Origin of the sequence: Colwellia sp. PAMC 20917, assembly GCF_001767295.1 — a bacterium.
GTDB lineage: Bacteria > Pseudomonadota > Gammaproteobacteria > Enterobacterales > Alteromonadaceae > Colwellia_A.
Genome location: NZ_CP014944.1, coordinates 1,166,535 through 1,190,123 on the forward strand (window position 1 = coordinate 1,166,535; position 23,589 = coordinate 1,190,123).

16 protein-coding genes and 1 pseudogene are annotated in these 23,589 nt (G+C 35.9%); 9 read left to right on the forward strand and 8 right to left on the reverse strand.

The window, feature by feature from the left end; all coding sequences use genetic code 11:
* Nucleotides 1-475: 475 nt before the first annotated feature.
* Nucleotides 476-1,315 (reverse strand): hypothetical protein, encoded by an 840-nt coding sequence (locus A3Q34_RS04970; RefSeq protein WP_070374354.1) that lies wholly within the window; start codon nt 1,313-1,315, stop codon nt 476-478.
* A gap of 243 nt (nt 1,316-1,558) precedes the next feature.
* On the opposite strand from A3Q34_RS04970, the gene A3Q34_RS04975 reads away from it, so the two are divergent.
* Nucleotides 1,559-1,888 carry a hypothetical protein gene (locus tag A3Q34_RS04975; RefSeq protein ID WP_070374355.1) on the forward strand — a complete coding sequence of 110 codons (330 nt, stop codon included), beginning with the start codon at nt 1,559-1,561 and terminating at the stop codon, nt 1,886-1,888.
* Between the two features lie 98 nt (nt 1,889-1,986).
* On the opposite strand, the pseudogene A3Q34_RS19995 reads toward A3Q34_RS04975, so the two are convergent.
* Nucleotides 1,987-2,358: pseudogene (locus tag A3Q34_RS19995) on the reverse strand (DDE-type integrase/transposase/recombinase); the annotation flags it as partial.
* Between the two features lie 201 nt (nt 2,359-2,559).
* Here A3Q34_RS19995 and A3Q34_RS21050 point away from each other — a divergent pair.
* Nucleotides 2,560-2,685 carry a hypothetical protein gene (locus A3Q34_RS21050; RefSeq protein WP_259368086.1) on the forward strand — a complete coding sequence of 42 codons (126 nt, stop codon included), beginning with the start codon at nt 2,560-2,562 and terminating at the stop codon, nt 2,683-2,685.
* A gap of 548 nt (nt 2,686-3,233) precedes the next feature.
* Here the strand turns inward: A3Q34_RS21050 and A3Q34_RS04980 are convergent.
* A complete protein-coding gene (locus A3Q34_RS04980; RefSeq protein ID WP_070374356.1) occupies nt 3,234-3,671 on the reverse strand; it encodes a 5' nucleotidase, NT5C type in 438 nt (145 codons plus the stop codon).
* Nucleotides 3,672-3,984: 313 nt separating this feature from the next.
* A complete protein-coding gene (locus A3Q34_RS04985; RefSeq protein WP_070374357.1) occupies nt 3,985-7,278 on the reverse strand; it encodes a PKD domain-containing protein in 3,294 nt (1,097 codons plus the stop codon).
* A gap of 1,175 nt (nt 7,279-8,453) precedes the next feature.
* On the opposite strand from A3Q34_RS04985, the gene A3Q34_RS04990 reads away from it, so the two are divergent.
* Nucleotides 8,454-9,620 carry a GGDEF domain-containing protein gene (locus A3Q34_RS04990; RefSeq protein ID WP_070374358.1) on the forward strand — a complete coding sequence of 389 codons (1,167 nt, stop codon included), beginning with the start codon at nt 8,454-8,456 and terminating at the stop codon, nt 9,618-9,620.
* Nucleotides 9,621-11,091: 1,471 nt separating this feature from the next.
* Here the strand turns inward: A3Q34_RS04990 and A3Q34_RS04995 are convergent.
* Nucleotides 11,092-12,318 carry a hypothetical protein gene (locus A3Q34_RS04995; protein ID WP_070374359.1) on the reverse strand — a complete coding sequence of 409 codons (1,227 nt, stop codon included), beginning with the start codon at nt 12,316-12,318 and terminating at the stop codon, nt 11,092-11,094.
* Nucleotides 12,319-13,455: 1,137 nt separating this feature from the next.
* Between A3Q34_RS04995 and mscL (A3Q34_RS05005) the strand changes: the two genes are divergently transcribed.
* Together mscL (A3Q34_RS05005) and mscL (A3Q34_RS05010) are read left to right on the forward strand one after the other, a co-directional pair.
* Nucleotides 13,456-13,920 (forward strand): large conductance mechanosensitive channel protein MscL, encoded by a 465-nt coding sequence (mscL, locus tag A3Q34_RS05005; protein WP_070374361.1) that lies wholly within the window; start codon nt 13,456-13,458, stop codon nt 13,918-13,920.
* A gap of 131 nt (nt 13,921-14,051) precedes the next feature.
* Nucleotides 14,052-14,456, forward strand: a complete 405-nt coding sequence (gene mscL / locus A3Q34_RS05010) for a large-conductance mechanosensitive channel protein MscL (RefSeq protein ID WP_070377011.1) — start codon at nt 14,052-14,054, stop codon at nt 14,454-14,456.
* Nucleotides 14,457-15,305: 849 nt separating this feature from the next.
* Here the strand turns inward: mscL (A3Q34_RS05010) and A3Q34_RS05015 are convergent.
* Nucleotides 15,306-15,767 (reverse strand): flavodoxin family protein, encoded by a 462-nt coding sequence (locus A3Q34_RS05015; RefSeq protein ID WP_070374362.1) that lies wholly within the window; start codon nt 15,765-15,767, stop codon nt 15,306-15,308.
* An 881-nt stretch (nt 15,768-16,648) separates the two neighbouring features.
* Between A3Q34_RS05015 and A3Q34_RS05020 the strand changes: the two genes are divergently transcribed.
* From A3Q34_RS05020 to A3Q34_RS05040, 4 genes are all read left to right on the forward strand, one after another.
* Nucleotides 16,649-17,053 carry a hypothetical protein gene (locus tag A3Q34_RS05020; protein ID WP_070374363.1) on the forward strand — a complete coding sequence of 135 codons (405 nt, stop codon included), beginning with the start codon at nt 16,649-16,651 and terminating at the stop codon, nt 17,051-17,053.
* Nucleotides 17,054-17,246: 193 nt separating this feature from the next.
* Nucleotides 17,247-17,519, forward strand: coding sequence for a hypothetical protein (locus A3Q34_RS05025; protein WP_070374364.1), 273 nt, complete (start codon nt 17,247-17,249; stop codon nt 17,517-17,519).
* Between the two features lie 422 nt (nt 17,520-17,941).
* Nucleotides 17,942-18,859 (forward strand): hypothetical protein, encoded by a 918-nt coding sequence (locus A3Q34_RS05030; protein WP_070374365.1) that lies wholly within the window; start codon nt 17,942-17,944, stop codon nt 18,857-18,859.
* A gap of 348 nt (nt 18,860-19,207) precedes the next feature.
* The gene (locus A3Q34_RS05040; protein WP_070374367.1) at nt 19,208-20,356 is read left to right on the forward strand and encodes a tyrosine-type recombinase/integrase; all 1,149 of its coding nucleotides are present in this window, start codon (nt 19,208-19,210) and stop codon (nt 20,354-20,356) included.
* 720 nt (nt 20,357-21,076) lie between these two features.
* Here the strand turns inward: A3Q34_RS05040 and A3Q34_RS05045 are convergent.
* The gene (locus A3Q34_RS05045; RefSeq protein ID WP_070374368.1) at nt 21,077-22,507 is read right to left on the reverse strand and encodes an alanine/glycine:cation symporter family protein; all 1,431 of its coding nucleotides are present in this window, start codon (nt 22,505-22,507) and stop codon (nt 21,077-21,079) included.
* A 94-nt stretch (nt 22,508-22,601) separates the two neighbouring features.
* Complete coding sequence (gene ctlX, locus A3Q34_RS05050; RefSeq protein ID WP_070374369.1) at nt 22,602-23,522, reverse strand: citrulline utilization hydrolase CtlX; 921 nt, start codon at nt 23,520-23,522, stop codon at nt 22,602-22,604.
* Between the last annotated feature and the right edge of the window lie 67 nt (nt 23,523-23,589).

Below are 23,589 nucleotides of genomic sequence, written 5' to 3' on the forward strand. Positions count from 1 at the left end.
ATTGGTGGAAAATATCTAGAAGCAGAACCACTTAATTGCATTTACCTAAGCCTACCAATTACATTTAACTATGCCACAATATTTCGGCCTTATTAAAGCTGTCACTTTGTATAAGTTGAACACTGCTAATGCTCACTTTTGCCACAAAGAACTAAGGTTTTAGTAGCATACCGACAGCTTTGGGGCGATAAGCGGTCATAAATCGAGAACCTACCACAATATCTAGCAGTCAATCACCCTATAGCTGCCATTGAGCTTTTGTGAAGCCATAATCATATTTAGAGTATATAGCCGATATACACTATATAGTTGTGAGGCTGGTTTGGTCTCATACCAACCAGTGGAATTCATTCTGAGAATACGACTTCAACCACTTCTCCCTTGGGAATGAACGTTAATAGGGCTTTCTACTTTTTATTATGAATAGACCCGTTCTGCTTTTTACAGGCATTAAATGAAATAGAGTCGTTTAAAATTACCTTAGAAATTTGGGGATATCTAATAATTCATTTTTATTCATTATTTTCTTGTTATGCGACTTATTAAAAACAGCACCAAGGTGAATAGAATATTCATTACTTGGTTGTATATTTGTATTGAATACAAAATCAATATCTTTGTTGATACACCCTTTTAACATAGCGCTACAGGCTTCAAATAAATCTACCGAAAAGTCATCTTTTGCAGTAACGACCAATGAAAATCCTTTGGCCTCACCCAATTCAATTGAAACATTACGTATATTAACGAATACTTGAAACACCGCTAATGGAAGCTCATTTACTGTCGTCACAGTAATTTTCGATGCTTCAAAATAATATCCTGCCTCTAGAGAGCTGTAGATATCCGAAAACTCTACACATGCAATAGCAAAACCACAGGATACATGGTTATACATAGCTATTAATGACTCTATCATCTTAGGCTGACATTGATTTACATGCAGAAAGGCAGCAGATGTTATTGTTTTTAATTCCTTGTGTAAATTGTTCAGTTCATCACTAAGTGGTAATTCAACTGAATCAACTATGATTATACCAATAACCTCAACTCCTCCATGATTTTTGTTAAGGTAGTCAATATATTTCATCAGACGTTTAATTGCGTCGATTTCATTATCAATAACGATCAAGTTAACATCTTCAATTCGTTTTAGTTTATCAATATCCAATTGGCTAACGTTTAAACCTAGTTGGTGAGGAACGTAAATAGCCTCAAAGAAGTCGTATTGCCAATCGTTATTCATATTTGTTAAGGCTTGTTCAGCATTTCTACCACAGGCGATAAAGTTCTTTGTCAGCTTGCCATCATTCATCTCTTGCTATGTCCTATATATTGAGGTCATTTTCAAATAAGTGATTAGGTACATATTGTACATTACTCTGTGTTTTTTATTTGATTATTCATGCTAATTATCATTCATTTAAGTCTATTCGTGATATTTTCGTTAGTGCTCAATCCATTCAAAAATCATAAAAAGAGAGTTCTTTAATATTAAGCTGTCATTGTGCTTTTTAGCTTGTTACATTAATTACATAGAATGATAAAGGAGTGTTTTATGAAAAGCTATGAAGATACATATTTAGTCGCAAGTGCTGAAGTTTACGGTATTTATGTTATGGGTGTTGATGAATACAATAACGGGCAAGAGTCGTATTGGGCCTATTTTTATGAAGGTGATCGCTTTGTCGTAGTATTGCAAAGCAACATTAAGGCATTTGTAAAGCCTAGCCAACTTTCTTTGTGTAAAAATGAATATGATGAAGAATTGAAAGGAGAAGCGTTAGAAGCATATATTAGAGATGGAATTAGAGCTTTTAGAGAAGAGTTGCCAAGACATAATCGTAATTTAGATTATATGGCTGATAATCACCCAATAACGGACTGACGTGGTCAACCAAATTCAGTCACACTAGTTAAGCAACCATTTCTAATTCTCTATTCACTATTCACTGATTCAAAACCATTAGGACTTTGATAATCCAGCTATAAATGAAGTCGGTGGCTGTTGTAGCACATGGTTATGTAATTCAGCACATCTTGCTGTGCTGCATTACGTGTTTCATAATTACGCCAATGAATTCGCTCTTTTTTCAAGCTTCCGAAGAAGCTTTCGGCAACGGCATTATCTCAGCAACACCCTTTTTTATTCATACTACCAACAAACTCATTTGACTTGAGTAATCGACGATATTGATGGCTGGCATATTGAACGCCTTGATATGAATGAATTATTAATCCTTATTTGGGTTGTCGCTGCTAAATAGCCATGGTTAATGCATCAAAAAAAAGCTGCGCTTTCATTCTTGACCCCATGCTCCAACCCACGACTTTTCGTTAATATAAGTCAATCACGACAATATTATTTATAAACAACACATGACCTTTTAGATTCTCTCCATAACACAGCAAATAAAACGCACAACAGACAACCACGCAACACAAAACAACTTAAAAACAAAAGCTTATACCACCCCATCAGTAGTTGCGCGTTTCACTTTTCGTTAGAAACTATAAAAGCACTCAGCCGCAGTGCCTATATTTATCTAGGGTTACGAAATGAATACAACTAAAGCTGCAAAGCTAGAACAGGCAATAAATAAAATTAACGAAATGTTTGGGAGTGAAGGAAAACCAGCAATAGGCAAACTATCCACCTTCAAGCTCAAAAAACAAAAGAAATAGTAATACCTTAATCTATGACTTAGCCATTCAATCACTGACTAGCTAAGTCATTTGTGTTTTGAAGCGATAAGTCTAAAAAGATTAGGCTGTAAGTTTAGATATTAAAAAAGCACTTCACATGACACACCCCAATAAAAACGATAGTTACTGTAGCAAATACCTGTTTGCTACAGTAACTTGTCTACTTTTCTGCTTCGCGAGAATTTATGCACTAGAATTCACACAGCGCACGCTTTTAAAATAGTAAAAAGATAATGCGTAAGTCAACACAGATAGACAACCACCTACCCCCTTTAGAAACAGTCACTTAATAATCTCCCTTACAAATCACCCACTTTGGTTTTTGTTAGAGAATACAGCGGTACTAATACAAATTACTTAATATTCTAAGGATTATAACCATGACTACAATAAACGTTAAACATCTAAAGCGGGCAATAAATAAAATCAACGAGGAATTTGAGAGTAAAGCAGAATTGGTAATACGAAGAATAGCATCTAACCACTTAGACTCTTTATGAATTCCAAGGAATAGTAGAGCTCATCAATCACAGGATTTTTTTCATTACAGACTTCCAATTTGGGAATTCGCAATTACCAAAGTGTATGAGTTTACCTTCAAATATTTCTTGCCCTCTACCACTTATATGATCATCAATCAGTATATCGCCTTTTAATAATCCTTTGTTGCTGCAAATAATCAGTCTTTTAGTAAACTCATAATCAAAATGATCTTCAACCCACAAGCGTTTCTCAGTATACGAGAGAGGATTCTTAGTCGAAGGTGCTGTAAGGATATATAAATCAATGCCCCTTGTTGCTCTCAAGATCTCAATTGAGCTAATTGCATCGATTATAGGGTTTAGCTGTCTAAAAAAATTAGCTGTGCTCTGGGGGAATTCTATTTCAGGGCTATTAATTTTAGCTAACTCAATTTTTGTGCTGTAATCGCAGAGAACATCATCCATATCAACATAAACTATCATTTAATTTTATTCCCTTTTTTGTGGATTTTATCTATGGCTTTCAACCTTTCTAAATGGGATATTCGTCTTAATTAAAGCTCAAAATCACAAATTACGACTTCTATATTTACTAACAAAATTACTATAAAATTTTCATTTTCTCTTACTCGAATCAAAGCAAACAGCAAGGTTATGATTGGTGTAGACCAAATAATATAATCTACGCTTACCTTCTTATTTTGTCTAGTTGATATAGTTGTGTATGAAGTTATGAACTAATAGACGTTTTTCATTAACATAAACGTCTATTAGTTTGCTTTCATTTAATGGTTATTTACTGACAAATTCCAGGTTTAGTTAGATTGTTCATGGTTTCTAGCGTAGCAAGACAAGAACTATCACTACATAACTCCAGCGTCACATCACCAAGGGCCCCATCATTGAATCGATTATCTACACCAGATAAAGAATAGCCCTGGGTACCACTTGAAAGCTTTAATGCGTATTCATCGTCAAACACAATATCGTTATCGAGCGTAACGCCCCACCAACTACAAGCATCAGCTCCATTATCTATTTGCGCTTTCAAGTAACCTTGCTTATACCCATCAGTATAGTCGTGGTACTTATTGACAATTTCAGCTGTTACGTTTACCGGTTGAGCAATAGCTGAATTCACCGCGGCGTCGCTATTGGCAACTCCTGGCCCGCAGTCAGCACATTCTCGGTTAAAACCACCTGAGCTATTTTTAATGTGTTGTTGAGCAAGGGCTGTAGGAACCCCTTCTAAGTTTTGTTTAATCAAAGCCAATACTGAAGCTACGATTGGCCCTGAGAAGCTCGTTCCGTTCCACAAACTAAAGTTTTCCTCGAATGCAGTATCACCAATAACAATATCTAAAACTGGGACTTCAACACCGACAGCACTTGCATCAATAACGCCATTGATGTCGTAATTACTAAAATCAGCTCGGTTACCATTAATATCATTGGCACCAACAGCAACAATACCATGGCAATTTGCAGGCGCATTGGCAACTTTATCGCTATCGTTGCCTGACGAGGCAACGACAATAACGCCTTTTGCCAACGCATAGTTAATGGCTGATTGATAATCGCTATTACACTCGCCGACGCCCCCTAAAGAAAGGTTGATAACATCAACCGGTGAACTAATGTCTTGCAAACCTTCAAAGCTATAGCCAGCAGCCCAACGTATCCCATTAGCGGCATCATGACCACTACCAAATCGCCCATTTTCAAAAACGCGAACAGGTACTATTTCTACGTTTGATAACGCACCAGCAATGCCGTAATTATTATTGCTAATTGCGCCAATAACTGATGATACTGCCATGCCATGAAAGGCATAATCACCCGCTTGAGCTTCATCAAAAGTCACAAATGGCTCATTATCCATTTCAACGGCATCAAAACCTTCAACAAAGTTAATTTCATCTGTGGGAATAAAGTTACCATCGATAACGGCAATACGAGAGGTACGAGTTTCAGTGAAGGTATCCTTTAACTTTAACAGGCTTTGCGCGCCTTTATAGGTAGGTTGATTTTTCATCCATAATTGGTCTTTAAAGTAGGGATCATTAAAGATTGGATCTTCGCTGCTTTGCGCCATCACTGAACTTTTATTTACCTTAATTGGTGGCGTAATTTTTTTCTCTGAACGAAAGCCAAGTGGATAAACTAATCGTTCTTGCTTTACGTCATTTGCTAAACCACTCTTTAATTTATCTTCTTTAGCGCGGTCACGCAGTTGCATCGCTTTCTCTGGCGTTACAGAACTACTGGCTTGTAACTCAGCATTTCCATTTAGCCAATACTTCATATCAACTACGGCTTGCAAATATTCATAGCCAGTATTAAACGCCCAAACATCATCTACGTAAGCTCCGATAGCCGTATCACCTACAAGGTTTGAATAGCTGTTGTCGCTGAGTAACTTCTTACTATTGTATTCAGGTTGCGCTGGAAAATTACTTTTGCCATAAAGTTCAATAAATGCGGCAGTTTGCCAATAAAAATAATCAAACTCATAGAAGTTAGGATCAACATTATTTAGTTTGACGGCTAAGTCAGTGACTTCGCGGGGTAAGTAGTTTATTAAATTATTAAACGCTCTTTCTACTTGATTGAACTCATATGGTGTTGAAGGGGCATAAGTTATCGCAACCTCATCGTCGTATTCATCCACAGTGATTAGTTGATTGTTTTGTGCATAATCAAGCGTAAACATTTTAAGATGGTAATAGTCTTGCGAATGTTTAAATTCGTTTTTAGCTCTTTCAAAAGCCACATTTAAATTGTCATAAGGTGTTGTACTTTTGACTAAGCGAACGCCATGGACATTACCTCTTCCTCTTGACCCTAGCTCAGACCTTGTATTCGCTACAATGTAAATTACAAGCCCTTCATTAGGGATTATCGCATCGTTTGCAGTTATGATTGTAATTTTATTGTTTTCATAAGAAGCGGTTAGCATACCCTCAACAGGGTCGTTATTAGTGTCCGTCACTTCTAGTGGTAATTCTATTTTACTGCCATCGCCAATAACTGTTACTTCAGCTGTCTGGCCTGACAATAATATTAGAGGACCATCAAATGATAGTATCTCGGCGGGCGTATCTTCAAGTTTTTTCAGGGTAAAAGTTACACTAGCTGTTTGCCCAATCGTATCGGTCACTGAGGCTACGCAATCTTCTTCATAATTAGGCTTTGAGTCATCCGTAGTAAACAATATCTCATTGTAGTTTATGGTAATGCTAAAGGTTTCACTTGGCTCCCGCGTGCATTCAATTGCTAAGCTAGTGTATAAAACACTTTCTGGCGTCAAGTCATCTATGGCAGTAAATGTTATTCGCCCGCCACCAACTTGTGCTACTTCTAAGAGGGTTTTATCTGCAGATAACTCAGGTGATGCATCCGTAAAAACAGTAACACTTACGGGATCTGATGCTTCTCCGCCATCGTTGTCAATAACGGTTAATTGAAAAACTAACGTTTCGTCTGTGGTGAGGTTGCTTGGAGTAAAAGAAGTTGAAGCTGTATCACTATTCGCTAGGGTAACACTCGTACCACCCGTTTGAATCCAACGGTATTGTGTGATACTTCCGTCTGTATCGCTTCCAATGCCGTTGAGCATTATCTCATCATTTAAAAAAGCACTTTGATCCGCGCCTGCGTCTACTGATGGCAATATATTGACATTATTAACATTAACCGTAGTGGTAGCGGCCTTCGTTGCACCTTCATTGTCGGTTACCGTTAGTGTAAACGTAAATACTTGGTTACTGGTAACTTCCGGCGCTATAAACGAAGTGCTCGCTGAGTCAGTAGTGCTCAACATTACGTCAGTCCCACTGCTTTGAGCCCAACTATAACTAACAACAGTGCCGTCCGAGTCTGAAGCTGAGCCTAACAAAGATACCTCAGTGTTTTCATTTACTGCTTGGTTAACGCCAGCACTTACTGAAGGAGACTGATTCTGCACTGGCTGAGGTGTAGATGGGGTTGACGATGAACCACCTCCTCCGCCACAGGCAGGCAGAATTAAAGTTAGTAAAGATATAGTTAATATTATTTTTAAAGAATCATTTGAAAAAAATTGAGACAAAATTAGAGTCCTTCTAATCAATTAGTGTAACAATATGGAGATATATAAAAATAAAGGGGGGGGGAATTCCACTTTGATTTTTTATTTACATTTCAAGTAAATAGCACACTCCATTGAAAATTAATATTCTCAATTAACTTTATTTATGTCAATAATTAAATAAGTTTTAATTGAAAAAACACAATGTTCTATTCAATGGAAAGCACTTTAAGCTGACCTTAGTCAGAGCATAACAAAGCTGGGTAACGATTAAAATTCAAACAGAACTCGTAATGTCTTTTTTCTAAACTGTCCATCAGGAGGGATGAGTTTGGCTCACAAAAGCTGAGAACTAAGTGGTAAAAGTTAGCGTTTCAATATGACTTACCACTGACTGCTTCACTTCGATTGATAACGCCACTTAGTAATTACTTCTTCAATTTGCCTCTAAGGTAAGTGCTTTTTGCGGACGTATTAGGAATGTTACTTGCTGTTTGGAAACTTGTGCTTAACCCTGAGTATTTACCAAGCGCGAAACCTTTAATAAACATGGAAAATGCGATTGAAAAGCCAGAAATATAATGGACTAAAACTTCCGTTCTAATGCTTAATGCCGTTACCTGTGTTTACGGGCGCTTTTCCGACTTTGCTGACATTAAGTATTTACAGAGGTTTACGGCAACAGCTAGCCATATATAGTCATAGAGCTTTTGTGTAACCATGATCATATTTGGGGTAATATCACCCTAAATTCGTTATTTTTGGGGCTGGTTTAAGCTGCTTGTGGTGTTTCATCTCGGAACACTATCTTTAAGAGACGTTATTTGACCTTGGTACATACAAGGGGAGGCTCTCTACGGATATATAGTTCTACTTTCTTATAAGATAGTCATAATACTTTCAAGAATAAGTGGTTTTGATTCGATTAAAATTTTATTGAAAACGAGGTAATTAGTATCCTTGCTCCTAAATGAAATTAAGACCTACGCATTTAAAAAAAAGTCTACTCATATGACTATAATTGTTATCCCCAATTTTTTATTATCTTATTGGTATCTCTGAACATTCTTTATAAAGCAGTCGTTTTGTTTGCTTGTTTAACGCTTTGAGAGTTAATATAAATAATAAGCAATTGTTTGTAAAAATTAAGAGTATTTGAATGCTAGTACTTATAAAATATTAACAAAGAGTTAAAAATGATTGATGGAACGACAGTTAAAATAATTTTTATTTTGATAACATTACAATTTTTATTTACCAGCGTATTTTTTTATGAAAAAAATCGGCATATCAAAGGTATTAAACCTTTTACATTATCTTCATTATTTCTATTTTTTACATTCGTAATTTTAATGTTTCCCTCTGTATTATTAAATACAATTTACTATATTTTAAATAACGTTTTCTTTGCTTTATCTTATTATTTAATCTGTAGGGCATTCATAGAATTGTTGAATATTCGCTCTTTTATAAAGCTTGAAAAATACTGGCTTATTTTCACTATTCTGACTCATGCTGGATTATCAGTTTTAGAGGTGAAACCATTTGTTCTGGTAGCTTACAATGAGTTTTTTATCGGAATAATTCCATTTGCCTATTTGAGTTACCTAATATCCTATAAAGTTAGATTTTCTGGAATTACTGAGGAACTTACCTTTTTATCGAGCATCTTACAATTAATTTTACTTGGCCATTTCATTTATCTAGGCACAATTCTATTGCCGAAATTAATACCAAATTCCTTCGCACTAATGCAATTTATATCAGACTCATTGAATGAACAGATCAAAACAGTAAGTTTATTTTGGATTATTTTTTGTCATATTTCTCTTCTCGTAACATTTTTAATCCTTGTTTTTAGGTTTAAAGAAATTGAGTTAAAAAAAGTGGGGGAAACTGATTATTTGACGGGGATATATAATCGTAAAGCATTCTTTGAGAACGTATCTAATATATCTAATCAAGAGCAGTGTTACTTTATTATGATTGATGCAGATTATTTTAAAAAAATTAATGATAATTATGGTCATTTAGTAGGTGATGTAGCACTTAAGCATATAGCTAAAACTATTCAAGTTAATATTCATGAAGGTGATCTCTTTGCTAGGTATGGTGGTGAAGAATTCATAATTGCTATTGCAAATACTAGCGAAGAAGAGGTGAAAGTAATAGTAGAGCGTATACGTTTTCAAATGGAGAAATCACCATTGATTCATGATGAAATCACCATTCCGATTACATTAAGTATTGGAGTTTCAAAATGTGCTGGTGTTGACAGTTTACAGGATATTAATGAAGCAGATACTATGCTGTATCGAGCTAAGGAGAATGGTCGAAATCAAGCTGCTTTTAGCTTCATCTAGTTCTTAAATAATTTATACCATAAAGTGTTTGCTCTTATGTATTTGTAGGTCAATAATTTACAATTACTCCTTCAGTGAAAATTAAGAGTTTACAGATCTAGAGTTTGTTCTCTTTTTTATTGAAATATTACTTTCACTAGATAAAACAACACGTTGATTTATAAAACCGTAACTCCCAAAAGCTATTAATTCAAACACCAAAATTATGAATGCAATGTAATTTTTAGTTAGTATTGCATAAAAAAAAGTTGGCACTATAAGAATTAACGAACTGTATATTAAGCCCCTCTCACTAATTTGATATTCAATCGTTATTTTCGTTGAACAATGCATACAATCGAATATTCTATCGGGAGTTATAAACATAAATTTTCTTAAAACTACGTGTTTTCCACATTTTGGACAGTTAAAATTTTTAAAATTAAACTTCGGCATATAATGAACTTGATAGTATTTAAATTTAATATCACATAGTTTTAACTAATATGAAAGCAGCTCAACATCTAATGAACACTAAAATAGCTCGTAAAGCTATTGATGCTAACGTCCTGTCATATCTTTGGACAATTACATCAGCTTTGCCACCCAATTACATCAGAACTGCCAGTCATTATCATCTGATACTGTCGCCTAATAACATTTACTGCGACCACTGAATAACATTAGGTTTGCCACTAATAACTTAAGTTAACTTTCCACTTAGCTGACCTTATCTTTTGTTTCACTAACGACAAGTTCTCCGACTAAGCGGTCATTAGAAGTTAGTTGATCTTTAAGACAAGTGCTAGCCAATTTCGGACATTAAGCCCTTGCAAATTCATGAACATATTTATGGCAATATTAACCAAAATTTGCTGCTCACTTGTGGGGTTTGTTTAAGCTCATAGCTGTCAGTGATAGTTCCTCTCAGAATGTTAACGGGATTTCCGAGGCGATAAGGACTACTTTTACAGAGAGCGAAGTTCAAACATCAATCGTTCATCAAATACTAAATTCATTGAAGTATGTTGCCTCTAAAAAGCAACACTGTTAAATATTGATTTTAAACATAGTCATACCTTGAGATGGTATTATTATAAGCATATAAAATACCTTATGAATAAATTTAGGAAGGATTCTTTTGTCAAAAAATAAAATATCAGACTTTGTTACTTATTGTGAGAATGAACTAGGTAAAGAAACGTGGATTCCTCTATTTAGAAACCTCGATTCTGATGATAAAACGGTTGATGGTTCGCAATACTCTTGTTTTTTTGGTCTCATACCAACCAGTGGAATTCATTCTTAGAATACGACTTCAACCACTTCTCCCTTGGGAAGTTCAAACGACTATCATCATAGATTATTTTTACCTTCATATGCCTCACCATTTTTTTAAGCATCAATCTTATTATTACCGATAAAAAAATGGCTACAATCGCAAACTTAAACTCCAACTATAGCCCCTTGTTATGAAAAATTGGTGTGAACGTTAACCTTTATAGTCAGAGCGGATAGCTTCAAGCATGAAGAGGTATGTAAGGGGCGTAGCCTCATATGATATTTCATAACCTTTATGAAACAATTTACTATCACGTTTAGCTAATAAACATTTTCCATACCTATCTACATTGCCTATTCCTTTAGAAATGGACAGTCTGACACCACTACAAGGATATAAGAATTTATTTGATATCTGATTAGATACGTGTTGAGAAATTTTCACTCCATTCGTTGGTATCAATACATCCCATCCTTCATCATGCGAAGCTTTCAATAATAAATCAATTTTAGCTCGAGTCTCTTTAGCAACTATGTTGACAATGGTTGAATCTAATTTGGATGTTATTTTATTTAGAGGCTTAGTTTTCCAAGTTGAGTATTCATCAATAACTATACGATAAGGAGAACTGGCTATTAATGTGTAAGGTTCTTGAGTCAAAGGGTGTAACACTACAAATAGTTCTAAAATGTTCCTACCTTTTTCTGCTTTAATTCCAACAGAATAATATTGAGGATCAACATCTTTTGATAAAACGGTACCATCAGTAAGTGTGTAGTCGTAATCAGAATAACTTGTATGGTCCATTTTCCTGACGTCACTTAAAAAGTACTGTTTTATTATATGACCATCCTCATCATGCAATCCAACAAATGAATTGAATTGTGAGTTAAAATGACCAATTCTTATAAACCTTAGCTTTTTTCCATTGGACCAGTGAAGCCAGCCAGTAGGACCATTTAAGTTTTTACTCAAAGAAAACTTAGACACTCTTATTTTTCTCAGTTTTTCACTAATGCCCCTATTAACAAAGTATGTATTCGAAAAATAATAATAAGAACCAGGTGTGATAGAAATCTTCGCTTGGGTTTCTCCTTGTTTATTACTACAGTAATAATCTGTAAAACCTATTTCGTGGTTGTTTGCCCAGATTTCATAACCAGCTTTTTCACAAAACTTCGTAAACCCTTCACGAAAATGCAGATCATTCGCTCCCCAGACCGACTCATGTCCCCTTTTATATAGTTGATTTTTACTCTGATAAAATAGCTTTTTTAACCAGACATCATATAACGTATCAAAATCAGAGTTTGCTTTAGCTATCATCTCATTTGACAGAAATAAAGAAAAATCGGGAGTATAAGAGGTTTTCGATTCTGTTGTGCTTTTACAGCTAATCAGGGCAGTTAACATCACCAGAAATATTGCTTTATTCATTGAAATCCATAGATAAAATAATTCAATACATAAATTTATCACAATATACTGAGTATATTAAGACTTATTTGGAATAATTCAGTTTAGCTACTAAATATATGAAAAATATTCCCTAAAGTGGACATTAACAATAAATGAATCAGAGAATATAACTGTCCTGATTACAAAATCGTGGCCAAAGATAACTGTTATGAGTGATGTGATTGAGTGTCAGAGATCATGAAATCATCCAAAGTATTAAGCTTCGCTTGTCTTTAATCTGTTTCACATAATGAATTACCAATGAGCAAGGTGATTGCCTTGGTAATGTTACTCTTTACGTTTAATTGCATTCACTAAAATCGAAAATAATGGTCGGAGCGTATAATTGTAATAATTTCGTATTATGACTCTAAGCCGACTTAAATTGAGGTGAGTATTAGTCAACATTTTTGACAGCTTTAGGCTCTGAACTGCCGTTAGCAACTCAAAAGCTAATGTCGGCAATTGGCTAACTGAAGAAGGCTCTAATACAATCTGACTCAATATTAAAAGGATAAGATATAGTTATCCACATATATAAATATGCATTGTTTGACTATAAATATTACCGATTAATCGAATAATCTGACTGGCAAAGAAGACTATTTATTGTGGTGAATTCAAAGCGAAATTAGGACCGTTTTGTGCATTTTGCGACATTTTAGTAATATTATTTAAGTAATTAATTTATACATAGAAAATGCTACACATGCGCTAAAAATAAAACGTTTAACTTGCAGAAGTTCGCTTTAAATTCTAATTTTGATTGGTTAGGTGATTTCCCTGTAAGTCATTATTAGGCCTTATAAGCCTATGGAAAATTGGTCACATATGGATATTCAGGAAGAATATAATATAGTAATTAAGCTAGAATTCAGCTAAATCTCATTTCCTTTATGGCTATAGTTATATAGATTTGCTTAGGTGTTGGTTTAGCTTTTTCTGTAACCTTATGTGCGGACAGAGGGGTAAAGGTAAATTTGCATTGGTTAAACGGGCTTAATAAGTCGCTCAAGAGTGAAAATTTGCAGTTGGCTGTTTTCGCTCCGTTCAACATTTTACCCAACTACAAATTTCTCCTTAGCGGGGCTTTGGTACAATAATTAGAGATCAAACATGAAAAAGATACTTGATGAATATAAAGAGTTTGCGCTTAAAGGCAATGTAATGGATATGGCGATTGGTATCGTTATTGGCGGTGCATTTGCTACGATTGCTTCTAGCTTAGTTGCTAATATTATTGCACCAATTATAGGTTTGCTATCAAGTGGTGTGGATACTGTTGACTTGTTTCTCGTTTTAAAAGAAGGGGCAGTTGGAACGCCATATTTGAGCCTAGACCAAGCCAACAAAGATGGCGCTGTAACCCTTAGCTATGGTCTTTTTATTAACAGTGTTTTTAGCTTTCTTATTGTCTCCTGGATTACATTTATATTGATAAAAGCAATTAATAGAATCAATAGAAAAGAAGAAAGAGATATATTCAACAAAACCAAGGATTGCCCAATGTGCTTTTCAGAAATTCATAAAAAAGCGATGATATGTCCTAATTGCACATCGAAAATCGAGACAATTACCTAACAAGGCGGAGCGCTTCGCGTTTGCAGTTTACGACGTTGGTATGACTTAGCTAGCAGTAAAAAAGGTTAGGGAATAGAAAGCACAAAGCGCTAATATAACTGCCACTATCAATGAACCAGAGAGACAAGGCTATGAGCATGATTAAGGATTTCAAAAAATTTGCGGTGAAGGGAAATGTCGTCGACATGGCGGCCGGAATCGTTATTGGGGTGGCGTTCGGGAAAATCATCACAGCATTGGTTTCTGGGGTTATTATGCCTCCGATTGGCGTGCTATTAGGTGGCGTAAACTTTTCTGATTTAGCAATTGTCATCAAGGAGGCTGTAGGCGAAGCGCCAGCAGTGGTGATAAGTTACGGAGCATTTATTCAAACCATTGTTGATTTCACTATCATTGCATTTGTAATATTTATGGTTGTTATAGGAATCAATAAACTAAAGAAAAAAGAAGAGGAAGCGCCTGAAACTCCCAGCCCTCCTTCTAAGGAGGAGATGTTGCTAACGGAAATACGTGATTTACTTAAATCTAAATCATGATGACTGTTTGAAGATAAAATGTGTAACAAATCGCATGCAGTCGGACGCGGCATTATCGATACAAGATCTAATCGAATCTGTCCATTAGCTGTAATTGCTAATGTCTCTTTTACGCTAAGCGGAAGCTAGAACACTGTTATGTCTAACGTCTTTTGCAAGTCTTAAACCAGCCCCACAAGTGAGCAGAAAATCTTGGCTAATATTGCCCTAAATATGCTCCTGAATTTGCAAAGGCTAATGTCCGCAATTGGCTATCATTTGACCTAATGAACAACTGGTAGCTAAGCGCACCAAGGGAACATTAGCACTGATAAATATTAGTGCTAAAAAATAAGCTTCTTGAGGGGTTGGGTTTAACCGTCACTAATGCCACTTTGCGGTCATAGACCATATGTTCCAAAATGGAACTAACCACTCAATTGGTCAACAGATTGTTGACCAATTAAATATTGCAACAAGCTGTTGCAATAATGCCATCTTGAGAACAAAGGCTTGAACTCACAGCACTTAAGAGACATAGCAACGTACAAACTTTGCACATTGGGCGACATGCTCCAATATGGGATGTGCGATTAACACTAATTCTAATTATAGCGAATTCGCCATAATTAAAACTTTGCCTCAAAGCACTATTTGCAATATGCATTTTTTGCATAATCGTCAGTTCGCTATTGGCTAACTTTTGACCTAAAGAACAACCTGTAGCTAATGTCAGGAAAGCGCACAAAGTTAGCATTAATAATTTGATGATGAACGACCGCAATGGTGGCTCAGGAGTCAGTTATGGTGATGTTCAATCGGGTTGGATGATGCTATGACAGCTATGACTCCTGCAATGTAAAAGGCGAATTAATAAATTCCAACATCAAGTCCGGCAGCCATTGTCATCCCAAGTTCTTCACATTGGTCAAGAAACGTTAATTGCCAGTCACCACGGCACACTAATGGTGGTCGAATCCAATTCCAACGCAAACCTGTACAGATCGATTCGACTGCCCGACAAGTACCAGTTCCATCATTCCCAGCACGAACATATAACGCACAAGGCAATCCCTGCTTTACTTCCAGACAAGGATAATAGCAGCGATCAAAAAAATCTTTCAAAGCTCCACTCATATAACCGAGATTTTCAGTCGTCCCCAAAATTATCGCATCACATGCTAACACATCCTCATGTGTAGTTTCTAAAGGCGGTATCCAGCTTGTTTTAACCTGTTCAATATCAGAATGCTGTGCACCTTTCAAGATCGCTTCAACCATTAATTGTGTATTTTCTGAAGGAGCATGCGCTACAATTAAAAGTTTTTTCATTGGTCAACTCACTTTGACTTAAAATACCCCTTTGGAAATAAAGGTTCATCGAAGCTTAGTCCGTTTATAGTGACATAGTCAATTTAGCCACAAAGTTAGCATTAACAGTTTGATGACGAATGACCTCTGTGGTGGCATCTTTCCCAGTTAGCTTATTCGTTTAATCGGTAATAATTGTCGTCAAAGAATGCATATATATATATCTGTGGAGAATATCGTATCTTTGTTAACATCGAACCTATGGTCGCAGTTGAGATCTCAATTTGCGTTCTCAAGTTTTAATTATGGCGAATTCGCCATAATTAAACTTAAACTGGTCGAATTTGACCAGGTTAAAAGTATAGTTAATTGTGCAAACCTCTTTGCACAAACTTGAGGTCGAAATTTTCAACTTCAAGTTTTAATTATATCGAATTCGAGCTAATTAACTTTTCGATATCGTCAAATGATGTGTATTGTTAAAGAATATTAGAAGGACTATATTCGTATCTTAGTGAACATAAACCTACCTAGTTTTGAGGACTAAATTAGGTCAGCAAAGTGGTATAAGTGATCTACGAGGTTAAATTTAGTAAACACAACATTTAGTGATTGGTTGAGCTAAGTGGATAGCCATTACAAAAAGACAGTTTGATTTAAAATATCAACAATAGGTAGTTTTGTTAATTCATTCTTAAAGCCATTAACTTTTTTTCTACCGTTAGCTCAGAAAGTAGGTGTGAATATACGATAGGGATAGTTCAACAAAACAATATTTACCATGAAAGTGTGGGTTATCGAAAAAAGACATGACTCAACCGACTAATGTTTCGCGCTGCACCGTGAGTTGCCCGATTAGATTTCTAAGAGATAATTGTTATTCATATTCAAGGAGAAAAATTATGTTGAAAACAGTATTGAGTTGGGTTTTATGTTGGTCGTTATTAGCTTTATCTTTTTACTTACAAAAAAATGATATGGCAGTGTTTGTTTTACTTTGTGTTGGATATATTCCACTCGTCGTACTTTTATTCGTGTATATATTTCATCTAGGGGGCGGCTTTAACAAAAGCACACCTCTGCAAGATAAGAAGACCCTATGGAAAAATTTTAAGCTACCTCTTTTAACTATGCTTGTGATGACAATTTTGTTACTCACTACCCTGCACTTACCTCAAGAGAGTCAAGATGAACGGGCGGTAAAACTTCTTCTAGTATATGCGATAGGAATGTTTCTTACTGCCATCGCATTAATGTCATTTGTCGATACTTTTATTTCAAAGAAACAATCAAAAGATAAGAAATAATAAAAATTATCTGTAAGTAAAGCACGATAGTAGGCGGCAAAAAAGTAGCCCTGCCATAGTGAACTTCGCATCGTGAGACGTTCTAAACCAATTTATCTTTAGCCATATGAGCAAATAACGTTTCAATGCCAGCTCATTTTCACTTTTAGTCGAGCTACATTTCTACAGACATAAGTAAATAATAGGTCTACCTATGATTTTAGACGCTATACAAAAAAAGACGCCGCATAAAAACCTAAATACCATGGAGGTCACGATATTAAATATTGATAGTTTCTTAAGGCAGTTAGGTAAGCCTAATCCCCCTGATTGGTTATTGGTCGCTGTTGATTGTCGAAATACAAAGCATCTTTACCTATTAACGAATGGTGGACTTGGCAATATAAACTGTGCGCCTATTGAGCAGTATCCAGCTGAAATGAAATATGGATTTTTATGCAAAAAATCAGTTAACTATATCATTTAGCAAAAAGTCATGAGCTACCACTTGCTATAATGATTACTGCGCTACGTCAGCGACATTTAATTGCTTATGCCCGTAAAAAAGAACATCAGCATGTTACTTATACTTATGTGGAGTGAAGCAGAGAGGAACGCTTCCCCTAGACAAACAGCACCTTTGGTGATCAGTAAGTATTCAAAAGGTTAGTCATAGGAAAACAAACTATGGGAAGTTGGATCATTGGTTGATATCAAAGTGACTCACAACGCAACACATACGAATAATCAAATATAAATATTTGATGTCTACATTTAGCACTAAATATAAACCTTCCCTCTTTTACACTTTTCACAATATTCCTCTTCTGTCTGTATTGCCAGTTGCCCGTTTCAACTTCTGTTATTTAATAGATAGGGACTTAAAATTTTATTAACAGGAATAACAGAATGATTACTCAAACAATGAATATCACTGACACTAACGATGTGATTAAAGCTGATTTGGCAAGTATCCCCGATGAGCAGTTAGTTGACTTTAAAGACCCCAATAAAAAGGGTTGTTTACTGCACACAAAGCTTGTTGGACACATTCTTGGTATAAGCAGCGTTCAGGCAAGCCATATTATTGATGGGAATGCTGAACTGGCAAATGTATTAGTTGAGGTAGAAAAGAGTTTGATCAGAAAAAGCTTGCTTGAGCCTAAACTACAATTGGCTCTTCTTTACAATCCCGATGGTAGTTTTAAATACAAGATTGCTTCAAGTGATGAGTACATTTTAACTGATGAAGACTTCATTCACGCTAACGACATGTCAGAGGTAGCGGATGCTGTAATAGCGATAACAGAACTCAACGGCAGAGCAGACCAACAAGTACTAAGTATCCTTGATGCTGACCTCAATATATATCGAGTAGAGCTAGATGATATTTCACCGCCCTCTTATAAATCAATTTATGACAGGATGTTTGGTAATTATCTAACCGCCATCGACATTGAATTTAACTACGATGTCAGCAACGGCGTAATAAAGGAAAACGGTGATGAATGGCCCGTAAGTTTTGAATTAATCATTAATGATAACTATGTATTTGTCGAATTACTTCAAGACTATTCACAGGATCCTACTGATTTGGAAACGGCAGGATGCGAGATGCTAGTAAAAAAAGTGACCTTTTCAGAATGTTTTCCTGGGAGTGGCTTCTTTTTTCTTAATTGTGATCGCCCTACTGATATGTTTTATGAAAAATTAGTCGAATTTATGACGCTGATATTTCCTTACAGCGACATCCCTTCTTTTGAGGATTGTATTAGCTATAACAACAGTCTAGGTCCATCAGCTGTCGTAAAAAACAGTATCGTATAGCATAAAAAATTCAACTTTTTGTACTGTTGCCCAGATTTTCCATTAAAAAACGTAAAATCAAGGCATCTGGCTTTGCAGCCAAGGGATATACTGGCTTTCCACAATAATAAAGGACAAAAAAATGCTTAATATATTACCGCTACATCAGTATTGTGAAATCTCAGGAGAGTCACAAACTGCAGTGATAAAAAGAATAGAACGGGGAATTTGGATCGTAGGGCAGCATGTTATTAAAATCCCAAATGTTCGAGAGCGATGGATCGACATCATTGAAGTCGAAAAATGGGCTCGAAAAAATAAAAAAACGCGTGTTTAGCGCGTTTTATTTTAACTAGCTAAGAGTGAATGATGAAAGACATAAACAACGATAAAAAACTCCCCAGAGGAGTGAGTATTAAAAAAAACAAACTCAGTAACTCGTTACAATTGAGTTTTACATACAAAAACATCAAATGCCGTGAAATTTATCCATTTCGGGTAACAGATAGAAACATTACAAAAGCCAGTGACAAAGTCGGGGGTATTCGAGACCGAATTGAAAGCGGCACATTTAATTACGCTGATGAATTCCCAAAATCTTCAAAATTAAAGATATTTTCTAATATAACTCATGATGTTAACGTAAAATACTATCTTGATGACTATATTGAAAACGCTGTTCGCCGCGGTTTATCACATACAACGATTAATAGTTATCGAAAATCAGTTACTGCATTAAAACCCTTGTGGAATTTTTCAGTTGTAAAACTGACAGCCAGAGAGGTTCTCAGTTTCATTGAGAACTCACCTCAAGCCCCTAAAACGATTAGAAACCGAATTTCGGTACTAAGATGCTCTTTAAATAAGGCAATTATTCAAAACATAATTACGATAGATCCAACATCACAAATTAATTTAACTGTATATATATCAAATGAAAGAAAGCTCAATGCTCGGAAAAAACACAAAGATGTTTTGCCATTTAATGGTGAAGAAATTTATAACATTTTAAATAATTGTTCTGGTCAAGAAAACTATATTATTACCTTTTGTATTGAAACTGGATGCAGATCGGGTGAGTGGGCTGGTTTAAAGTGGTGTGATGTTAATTTTGACAGCAAAGAAGTCTGTTTAGTCGAAACATTTACTGAAAACCAAATAAAAGGAACAAAAAGTAATTTAGCTAGAACGGTACCCCTTTCAAACAAAGCTATCGAGGCACTTACTTCGCAATTTGAATTGACCGGAACCAATGGTGAATTTGTTTTTTTAAATAGTAAAATGAATCCATGGAACACGGATAGTTTTAGAAAACATCAATGGACAAAAATCATCAAAAAATCGGGTGTAAAATATCGTTATCCCTACCAACTACGTCACTCTTTTGCCACAAGAAATATCAGCGAAGGCATGAATTTATGGAAGTTATCACAATTGATGGGACATAGATCACCTGAGATGCTTTTGAAACACTATGGCAATTTTCTTGATGATTATGAAAAGAAAATAAAGAAGTAATAAATAAAAAGTACAAAAACCTCAGCTATCATTTAACATGTCGGCTGAGATTTTTGTGTTTATTTAACATTATCAATTAATTAGATAATTAGAACAGAACATTCTTGGAACACTCGCAATATAACCCCCTTAGTACTAAAGGGCCACAGAGAAATTCGACGGGGGTTCGATTCCCCCCCGCTCCACCAAATAAAGACCTTTTTAATCCATTAGTTATACCTAGTAACTTTTAGATTTGGCGATAAACAAACCACCGTTTATGATAAGAAACCGCTTAATTGCGGTTTTTTTATATCTAAAATCCCCTCCCCCTAAATTTTAGCTTTCATAACTTGGACATCCATTATAAAAATTTAAGAAAATTATTGGATACAAACATATAAATGCTTCCAGAAGTTATACGCAAAGCTATCGAGTAGTTGAATAAAACTTATAATATTATTGAAAAAGTCTACATATGACGGGAATTACTGTTTATGGGGATTTAAAGCACACTTAACGATAGACGTTTTGAGTCCATCGCTTATTACATATTATTTCACAAAGTAACTTTGCTAAAAATAACTATGCTAATAGTTTTTCGTAGCATGTTATATTTTGTCGTCGTTTAAATCCATGGTGTTCATAATAAGCCGTTAACTAACCCCAATTGCCTATAACCTATAACACAATGAAACAAACGTCTAAAATCTTTTAGCGGCTTTTTATATATCAAAGGACTTATAACGTCTCTTTGGCTTTATTCGCGGTCCAGACACCGGGTTCTGTTTTGCCTTGTATTTCGACATCATCAAGTAAAAAAGTAGGCTTACCATTTTCTTTGAGTTTCTCGCGAAAGTCTTTAGTTAAATTCAATACGGTTGGGGTCAGTAAAATAATGGCGTAGATATTCACCAGCGTCATTAACCCTAGCGCCATATCTGCTAATCCCCACACTTCTTTCAACGAAGCCGTTGCTCCCCAAAACACCATAAATAAATAAATGCTGGTATAAAAGAGTCGCCCTACTTTATTGTCTAGTTTAAATAAATGTAAATTACTCTCTGCATAAGCATAATTAGCAACCACAGAGGTGAAAGCGAATAAGGTAATCGCGGCGGCAACAAAATAGTTTCCACCACTACCAAAATGGCTCGTCATCGCATCTTGTGTCATTCGTATACCTTCCATTTCGCCACTGATATTAATATCTGACAACAAAATAACTACTGCTGTGCAACTACAAAGCACCATGGTATCTAAGAAAACCCCTAGCATTTGTACATACCCCTGAGCAACAGGATGATTAGGAACAGGTGAAGCGCCTGCGGCTGCATGAGGCACACTACCTGCTCCGGCCTCATTTGAATATAAGCCTCGTTGAATGCCATTCTTAATTGCTGCACCTAAAGCGCCGGCACCCGCTTCATTTAAACCAAAAGCTGAATAAAATATATCGACAAACATTGAGGGTAAAAGTTGAATATTCATCAAGGTAATAACGACCGCTGTCCCGACAAAGGCTAACCCCATAAAAGGGACAATAAGTTCAGCAAATCGAGCAATACTACGCATGCCACCTACAACGATACTGCCGGCGAGTACCGCAATAACTATGCCTGAATATTCACGAGGGATGGTAAAAGTATTGTTTAATGCATCTGCGATGGTGTTGGCTTGCATTGCACTAAAAGTAAGACCGTAGCCTAAAAAGAGACAAAGCGAAAAAAGAATAGCCAGCCAAGGTTTGTTGAGTCCTGCCCGAATATAATAAGCTGGGCCGCCCCTGAATTCTTTATGTTCATCTCGCACTTTATATAACTGGCCAAGAACACTTTCAGCAAAGCCGGTCGCCATACCCAATAATGCAATGACCCACATCCAAAATACCGCGCCACTGCCACCCAGCGAAATAGCCATGGCAACACCCGCTAAATTACCCGTACCAACTCGCGCTGAAAGCCCCGTACATAGAGCTTGAAAAGAACTAATACCTGACTTGTCAGATTGCGTACTGCCTTTCATCACCGTAAACATATATTTGAATTGCAGTATCTGTATCCAGCGAAGTTTGAACGAAAACCAAAATCCGGCAAAAAGTAACAAGTAAATTAATATTTGGCCTTGGCCCCAAAGGATATTGTTGATAGCGCTTACAATCTCATTAACCATTTACTTGCCTTATTTACTCTTTAATTTTCAGTATAGTACGATACTTTTTTAAATTATATGCTTAATTTTTTTGACTCAATCGTTAATCAATAAATTATCTTTTTGACAAGTGAACCCCTGCCAACATGCAACGTACTGAGCCACCAGCCATTTCAATGGCAGAGACATTCAGAGGAACTAATTTCACTGTTTCTTCTAGCAAGGTTATTTGCTTTGGTGTTAATGCGTTATAGGCAGTTAACGAAAGCGCAAGTATGCGCCCTGAAGTCCCTTGCAATTCGAGTGCATTACCGCAAAATTGATTGATTTGCTGCTCAGTTAAATAAATAATTTTTTTACCTGCATTTTCAAAGCGCTTAATAATTTCATCTCGGCGTTTAGGGTTGGTCATCATTTCAAACCCGGCCATGACAAAATCACTGCCAATACACATTAATACATTGGTATGGTAAACACGAGTGCCCTTTTTGTCTTGAGCATCGAAAACCATAGGTTCAAAATTAAAGTGAGCGCAAAAGCGTTCAAGGACATGTGAATCTGTTCTTTTTGAACTAACCGCATAAGCAATGCGTTCAATATGGTCTAGCACCATAGCACCAGTACCCTCTAAGTAAATATCATCATATTCTAATCCAGAATAATCAAAAACGACTTGCACACGATATTGTTGTTTAAGCATGGCGATAATGTCTGTGCGGCGTTCCTTGCGGCGATTTTTTGCATACATAGGGTAAATTGCGACTTGACCACCACTATGTGTTGAAAACCAATTATTAGGAAATACTGAATCGGGTGTTTCAAGTCCTTCATCTTCAAAGAGGTGAACAACAACCCCTTCTGCTGCAAGTATGGTTGCTGCGCTAGTTACTTGATCAAAAGCGAGGGTTTTAATTTGCTCTTGGTTTACAAGCTCTGTTGACTGAAAGCTATTGTCTTGCTTTGTTTCTTCGTTAGGAAAAAAGTGATGTGGGCGGATCATCACGACCGCATTTGGTGCTTGTGGAAATACTGGCATAATTTCTCTCTGTTACCTTGTATTTTATGCTTTATCATAATTTCTCTCTTGGCAGATAAAGCAGAGC